This is a genomic window from Mycobacterium sp., from assembly GCF_052145595.1.
Classification (GTDB): Bacteria; Actinomycetota; Actinomycetes; order Mycobacteriales; family Mycobacteriaceae; genus Mycobacterium.
Genome location: NZ_JBKQOI010000273.1, coordinates 1 through 6,293 on the forward strand (window position 1 = coordinate 1; position 6,293 = coordinate 6,293).

Here is a 6,293-nt window from a genome sequence, read left to right on the forward strand (position 1 = left end):
GCTCGCCCGCGAAGCGTGTCGGCGGCCAGCTCGACGCCAGCGGAGGCGTCGATGACGACCGGGTTCACACCTCGCCAGCGGCGCGCGCTTCGGCGAGGGTGTCAGCTGCCCGCACCCCGGGATCAACCGGTTCCCCCGCCTGACGACGATCAAGCCATGCGGCGAAAGACTCCGGCGTGATCTCCTCATCGGGGTTGAGGACGACCACGGCCGGGTCGGACGGGGTATCAGGGAAGCCAGCCACGAACTCCACTCTATCGACCTGCACGAATGTGGCGACAGTGTGTAGGCAGCGAACTGTCCTCAGACAATTAAGTTGCGGTACGGCGCCCGCTGTACCTGCGATGCGACAGTTATATTGACCGACGATCAACAGGTTTCGGTCAATCTTTCTGTCGTAAAACGCACAATCTGGTGGGTCGGGTGCAAAACCCGGTATCTTGAGCCCCCCGTTGCGGGTTCACTACGGACCGTGAGCGGCGGAACCTCAGGGGTTGCGTCCCAACGTCGGTGTAAATGGCGACCAACTCGGTTCCTAGGTGGTCATGTTAGGCGATCGGTCCGCACTGAGGTCAGGACCACAAGGAAGCTCTCCGACCCAGGGGCTAGGGGGTGCAGAAAAGGTTTTTCACACCTAGCCGCCGCGGAGATCTACCCGTCTCTGAGACGTGGTAAACAAACCAGTATTTGCGGTCACATCGCCGGTCGGGCCCTACCATTGCTTCATGGCGATGCGCAGGGAGAGCCTGAACTCGCTCGACGCGGCTTTCTTGGAGCTCGAGCAGCTCGATGAAGGGGCGTTGATGCACACGGGCGCCGCCCTCCTCTTCGATCCGAGGGCAGACGGCGGAGCGCCGTCGCACCAGGAGCTCCTGGCGCTGCTGGAGGAGCGCCTCGCGATGCTGCCGCGGTTCAGCGCACGACTCTCGGAGCCGCGCGTCGAGGGGCTGCACCGGCCGGCATGGGTCTCGGATCCGACCTTCGAGCTCACCGCCCACGTGCGCCATGCGACGTTGCCGGCCCCGGGCAGTCATGCAGAGCTGCACGATTGGCTCGGCGACTTCTGGTCGCACCGCCTCGACCGCGCCCGACCGCTCTGGGAGATGGCCCTTGTCGACGGACTCGAGGGTGGCCGGTGGATGCTTGCGACCAAGATGCACCATGCCATGGTCGACGGCGTCGGTGCGATGGACATCGGATATGTCCTCCTCGACACGGAGCCACATCCGGGCCCGCGTCCGGCTCCTCAGCCGAGCGAGCCGGACGACGGCGCCGATCGCTCTGCGCTGCCGGGCCTGCTCTCACCGGCGGTGGCCGCGGCGCGCGCTGCTATCGACATCGCGCGTCACCCGAGCCGGCTGGTGCGGGCAGGTGAGGCGGCGGTCGCCATGGGGAACGTCGTCTGGCAGGACGAACTGCATGCGACGCGTGAGTCCTCGCTCAACGTGCCGATCGGCACGACTCGCCGCTTCACGTCAGTGTCGATCGACTTGGCCGCGGTGAAGCAGATCAAGCAGGCGCTCGGGGGCACCGTCAACGACATCGTGCTCGCGCTTACCACGGGCGCCTTGCGGCGCCTGCTCAAGCAGCGGGGTGAGCCGCTCGAGCGTCCCCTGCGGGCGATGGTGCCCGTCAACACCCGCGGCGACGACCACACGAGCCTCGGCAACCAGGTGAGCTCGCTGTTCGTCGATCTTCCGATCGGCGAGCCGGACGACCGCCGGCGCTACGACAAGACCCGGGCTGCGACCGAGGCCCTGAAGTCCGGCACCATGGCGCTCGGAACTTCGACCATCTTCGCCATCACCGAGCCGGTACCGCCGGTGCTCCATGGGCGGATCGCGGAGATGTTCTTCGCCGCAAGGCTGTTCAACATCACCATCACGAACATCCCGGGGCCGCAGTTCCCGCTCTACGCGCTCGACGCCCGCCTGCGCGGGATCGTGCCGCTCGTCCCGCTCGCTGCCGACCATGCGCTTGCACTCGCCATCCTCTCCTACGACGGGAAGCTGTTCTTCGGTATCAACGCGGATCGCGCCGCGATGCCCGACCTCGACGTGGTGCAGAGCACGCTGCTGGACGAGTTCAACGCGCTGCGTTCGCTCGCGCAGGCGTAGGGGCGACGCACGGTCGCCGCGCGCGTGACCGTTGAGGAACCAGAGCTCCGCGCAACGATTTTCAGTCGTGCCGTTGCACCATCGAACGACGCGAAAACCGCTGAAACAGGCGGACCTGCTGCCTCGGCCGCGCCGGAGAAAGCTCGCAAATCGCGCGGTTTGACTCGCAGGTCATCGCCCCGACAGCGATCGCACTTGTACATTCCTGAGGAACGACTGGAACCGGCCGGGGCCGGCAGCGGCGGCGGCCCCCGGCATCTTGGCGTACTGACGTGCTGCAGCCCCGTTCAGCCGGCGGCGCCTTGTCCGACGGCTTGGATCGCGGCGTGCTCGTGCAGGGCCATTTCGGCGTCGGCGGACGACGATTCCGATGCCGTCGAAGCGAACCGCGTCGAACGCGGCTTCGTCGGTGAGGTCATCGCCGAGGTAGACCGGCAGCAGCGAACCCGTTTCGTCGATCAGACCGCGGATCCAGGCCAGCGTGGCGCCCTTGTCCCACTCGATATCGGGCCGCAACTCAATCACCTTGCGGCCCGTCGACGCCCGCAGGCCCATCCGCTTTCCGAGCCGATACGTTGCCGCGACGATCTCTGCGACGCGTTCCGGTGCGACCTCACGGTAATGGACGGCGACCGCGAAGCGCTTGTGCTCCAAGCGCACCCCCGGGGGTTTGCGCCAGCCCGTCGCTCAGCGCGCCGGCCGCACGTTCCAGGGTCGGCACCGTGGCGGCGGCCTCGTCGTTGTGGTGATAGCTGCCGTCCGGCGCCGTGAGCTCAAGACCGTCGCTCCCGGCATACCAGATGCCGGGTATCCCGACCCGGCTCTGGACATCCACCAGATCGCGGCCGCTCAACACGACCACCGGCCAGTCCGCCGCCAGGTGCTCCAGTGCCTCGGCCGCTCCGTCGACGAGCGTGGCCGTGTCCGGGTCGGATGCGATTTCGGAAAGCGTGCCATCGAAGTCGAAAAACGCCACCGGCTTCCGAGCGCCGATGATCCCGACGAGCTGACCATAGGACTCCAGCGCGTTCGGAATTTCCGACATGCGCTTGTCACCGGTCCGAACCGTGACGTCCCGCAGGTCGGCGACCACTGCGTCTGCGTCGCACCGCGCCACTTCGTCGGCATGCCGGGTCCCGTCGACGACGATCACAAGTCCGAATCCGCCGTCGCGTCCCGCCTCTGCCCCCGCGTCGCTGTCCTCGATTACGACTGACCGCTCCGGTGGCACATCGAGTCGCCGCGCGGCTTCGAGCAGCAGTGCCGGCTCCGGCTTGCCGGATGACCCGAGCCCGTCCGACGCGACGCCGTCAACGCGGACGGGGAACAGGTCATCAATCCGGGCGGCTACGGGGGCTTGTTCCCAGTCGCGGCCCGAGGAGTAGGCGGCCGTGGCTATACCGGCGTCGTGCAACCGCCGGACCAGGTTGACCATCGAATCGAGCACCGGTACACCGTCGACCAACGGGTTACAGAACCCACCGGTCACCACCCCGTCGAGGTCGAAAAGCACCGCGTCGTGGTAGCGCGGATCGATGGTGACCGGCAGCTGCACGGTTAGTGCTCCTTGCTCGAGCTGATCGGCGCGCTGGGCAATCGAAAGGATGCTATCGGCCACCGTATCGACCGGCGCGCCGACAGATGGTTGGTTTCCACAGGACGGACTGTTCGGCTGGAGTGGGCTCGCTGGTCGCGTGATCCGCAACGCGCAGTTGTGGATTGCTCGTAGGGCGTTCGCGGGTCCACTCCCAGCCGCGGCAGCCACCGCTGTAACGCTTGGCCCCCGAACCCCAAGTTTGTGGACACTTTCTCGCGCACTTTGCGCACAACAACTGCAGGTTCGGTCCACAGCACAAGGAGCTCACCCGCAAATATCGGTACCGAGCCGACTGGGTGTTTCTCGTCAAGGACCGCGGCGCCGGCACCGTCACCATCGACGAGAACGGTCAGTCCACCCACTGGTACCCGTTCACCGACGAACTCGATCGGCGTACTTCCGCGAAGCCGCGGCGACATCGATCCGCATGCAAGAGGCCGCAGGTGCGCAACAGATCTTCCTCGCCGGCCAGCCCTTCCCGCCCTGGAACCGCGGCGAGGACCTCGAGGCGTTCATCGAGAAGGTCAACCAGGTCCCGATCGGCCCGGGTGGTACCCCGGTGTTCAATGCCCACCAGATGTGCAGCGCCAAGCTGGGCAGCGACCCGCAGACCTCCGTCGCGAAACCGAACGGCGAGCTGCACGACACGACCGGGGTCTGGATCGCCGACGCCAGCGGAATGCCCAGCTGCTCCGGGGTCAACCCCATGGTGTCCACGATGGTCCTCGCGCACCGCACGGCCTCCAACATGCTCAACCAACATTGACACCTGACGGACCTCGATACCTCCCGTCACGGTCAGCCTGTTCATATTGGTTTTGCGGTGCTTTGCTGTCTTGACCTTGCCTGGGGTGTGCTGCTGCAGCACAAGGTGGGGGCTGCCGCGCAGAGACGAATTCGATGCGCGACGCAGTAGCGGCCACCCCTCGTTGTGACTTATCTCGTCATGGTTGGTTGGGCCGGGTTCTTGGGCTTTGTGTACAGACGGGAGCCCCGCCACTGAGCGAATTGACAAGCGGCGTCAAATGTTGCGTACCAGGCGCGACTCAGGGTGCGGGTTCACTCCGGCAGGGCAGGTCGGGCCGCGGTCAGCGATGGTCTTGCGGTCGGCGGGCTGACCGCAGGCGTCCCGCAGGCTTGTCTTCGCTCTACGCGAGTCCCGCATCGACCAGCAGACGTGACAGCCCGAGTTCGGCACACTTCGCAGAGACCGGCGCCAGTTCGTTTTGGGCGTCAGCCGCCCGGCCGGCGGCCGTGAGCGTTTCGATGAGGAGCAGTTGTGCCTGCAGCCCCGCCAGGGGTCTGCGCTCGCCGTCGATTCCGGCGGCCAGGTCGGCGGCCCGTCGGCACGCCTGCTCGCGGTCGTCCGCAGAATCGCTCGCGGATAGCAGGCGCACCCCGGAGTTCTCGTCGAGTTCGGCTGTCAACGTGGCGATTCCATTGTCGCGGGGGATGGTGCGGGGCGATCGCAAACCGGCGGCAACCGTCTGCGGGAGCTCGATGCCCAGCCGGATGCGCTCATTGTTGATCCGGGCGCCAAGACGCGGCAGCCGCAGGTGGTCCGCGGCCTTCGCGCCGGCGGCGAGACGGTCGACCGCAGACCCGTGATCCCCCTGTGCTGCTGTGATCCGCGCACCGATCACGTACCTGGCGGCCAAATAATCCACTCCGCCACCCTCGGATCCGAGCAGATAGCTTTCGTCCAGTAGACGCGTGGCCTCGGCGAGGTCGCCCTTCTCGTAGAGCAATTCGCCGAGAAGCGCACCCGCGAGCCGCGCCGCGTGCGAGTGGGGCCCGACTTTGGTGGAGATCTCGAATGCTTCTCGGAAGTTATTCAGGGCGGCGGGAATGTCGAGCTGATACCTGGCGGCGATGCCACCCAAGCTGCGTCCATAAACGGTGGAGAACGGTCCCATCATCTCCTGGTAGGGCGCGGCCCAATCAAGCAGCCGGTGCGCGGCGTCGAAGTCGAAGCGGTAGATCGCGGCGAACGCCGCGGCATTTCCGGCGCTCCCGGGAACCCGCGGATGCAGGGTGTCTGGTCTCGACATTGCTTCGGCGACTAGATCGTCCACGCCCTCGACCCGATCGGCGAGGGTTTCGGCGACTGCTCGCACCACGTCCGCCTCGGCTCGCAGATCTGCCCGTGTCGCATCGGAGAGGTCTGTCCGGCCCAGGGCCGCCTCGAAGCGATTCAGCGCGCCGTCGGTGAGCGCCGTACGTTGCAACAGGATATTCGCCCAGGCGATGACGAGCTGGAGCCGAGGTCGCGAAACCACCAGCTGTGTTGGCAGCTTCTTGACGATCCCGAGCAGCGTTGTCATCTTCGATTGCTCGAGCAGGTTTGTCTGATCCTGCTCGACAAGGTCAACCGCGCGGGCGGGATCCCCCGCAGCCAGCGCTTGGTCGACGGCCTCGTTGAGGTAGCCGTTTTCGGTGAACCACGCCGATGCGGCGAGATGGAGTTGTTCGACCCGGTCGGGCCGGTCACGTTCGAGTCGACGGCGCAGAAACTCGGCGAACATCTGGTGGAAGCGGAACCAATTCGGGTCGTCGTCGATGACTGCAGGAACAAGCCG

5 protein-coding genes and 1 pseudogene are annotated in these 6,293 nt (G+C 66.2%); 2 read left to right on the top strand and 4 right to left on the bottom strand.

What is annotated here, in order from left to right:
* Nucleotides 1-64 precede the first annotated feature (64 nt).
* Entirely contained in the window at nucleotides 65-244 is a 180-nt protein-coding gene (locus ACLP4W_RS23600; RefSeq protein WP_442365815.1) for a hypothetical protein, read from the bottom strand.
* 481 nt (nucleotides 245-725) lie between these two features.
* Here ACLP4W_RS23600 and ACLP4W_RS23605 point away from each other — a divergent pair, with 481 nt between their 5' ends.
* Nucleotides 726-2,117: a wax ester/triacylglycerol synthase family O-acyltransferase gene (locus ACLP4W_RS23605; RefSeq protein ID WP_442389819.1), complete on the top strand. Its 1,392-nt coding sequence runs from the start codon at nucleotides 726-728 to the stop codon at nucleotides 2,115-2,117.
* Nucleotides 2,118-2,288: 171 nt separating this feature from the next.
* Here ACLP4W_RS23605 and otsB (ACLP4W_RS23610) read toward each other — a convergent pair whose 3' ends face one another.
* Nucleotides 2,289-2,777, bottom strand: a complete 489-nt coding sequence (gene otsB / locus ACLP4W_RS23610; RefSeq protein ID WP_442389820.1) for a trehalose-phosphatase — start codon at nucleotides 2,775-2,777, stop codon at nucleotides 2,289-2,291.
* Nucleotides 2,731-3,735 (bottom strand): trehalose-phosphatase, encoded by a 1,005-nt coding sequence (gene otsB / locus ACLP4W_RS23615; RefSeq protein WP_442389821.1) that lies wholly within the window; start codon nucleotides 3,733-3,735, stop codon nucleotides 2,731-2,733. Before otsB (ACLP4W_RS23615) ends, otsB (ACLP4W_RS23610) begins: the two co-directional genes overlap by 47 nt.
* Nucleotides 3,736-4,141: 406 nt before the next feature.
* Here otsB (ACLP4W_RS23615) and ACLP4W_RS23620 point away from each other — a divergent pair, with 406 nt between their 5' ends.
* Entirely contained in the window at nucleotides 4,142-4,480 is a 339-nt protein-coding gene (locus ACLP4W_RS23620) for a GMC oxidoreductase (RefSeq protein WP_442389822.1), read from the top strand.
* A 382-nt stretch (nucleotides 4,481-4,862) separates the two neighbouring features.
* Here the strand turns inward: ACLP4W_RS23620 and ACLP4W_RS23625 are convergent.
* A pseudogene (locus tag ACLP4W_RS23625) lies at nucleotides 4,863-6,293 on the bottom strand (serine/threonine-protein kinase); the annotation flags it as partial.

Coding starts and splice junctions, on each gene's coding strand:
- ACLP4W_RS23605 (WP_442389819.1), top strand. CDS start 726: ATGGCGATGCGCAGGGAGAGCCTGAACTCGCTCGACGCGGCTTTCTTG.
- ACLP4W_RS23620 (WP_442389822.1), top strand. CDS start 4,142: ATGCAAGAGGCCGCAGGTGCGCAACAGATCTTCCTCGCCGGCCAGCCC.